This window comes from Flavobacterium sp. GNP010 (genome assembly GCF_056428945.1).
Window position 1 is genome coordinate 1 of the sequence record NZ_JBWJVK010000145.1, and the last position, 424, is coordinate 424.

At 42.2% G+C, this 424-nt stretch carries 1 protein-coding gene; it reads left to right on the forward strand.

What is annotated here, in order from left to right; genetic code table 11:
- A partial coding sequence (locus AC061C_RS15905; protein ID WP_478291984.1) for a Calx-beta domain-containing protein occupies nt 1–424 on the forward strand: 424 nt, incomplete at both ends.

Consider the following 424-nt stretch of genomic DNA (forward strand, 5'->3'; position numbering starts at 1 on the left):
ACTGCAAGTAGTACAACCATTACTATACCTTCGGGATTAACAACTGGTACAGTAACCATTACTCCTATTGATGATAACATTAATGAAGGGCCAGAAACGGTTATTGCAAATATTGACAATGTAACTGGAGGTTGTGCAACAGAATTAGGTACTCAATCTGCAACTGTTACTATTACTGATAATGATGCGGCTCCAACTGTAGCCACGATCACTCCTGCTTCGGCTACCGAAGGAAGTCCTGCTGTGTTTGAATTCAGCTTGAGCAACCCTTCTGATCAAGCTATTACCTATACTTTTGTATTGACTAATGGTACGGCTGGAAGTGCGGATTACACGACTACAAATGTTGATGTACTTGTTCCTGCGGGTGCAACTACTGGAACGGTAAGTGTACCAACAACGGTGGATGCGATTGATGAAGTAA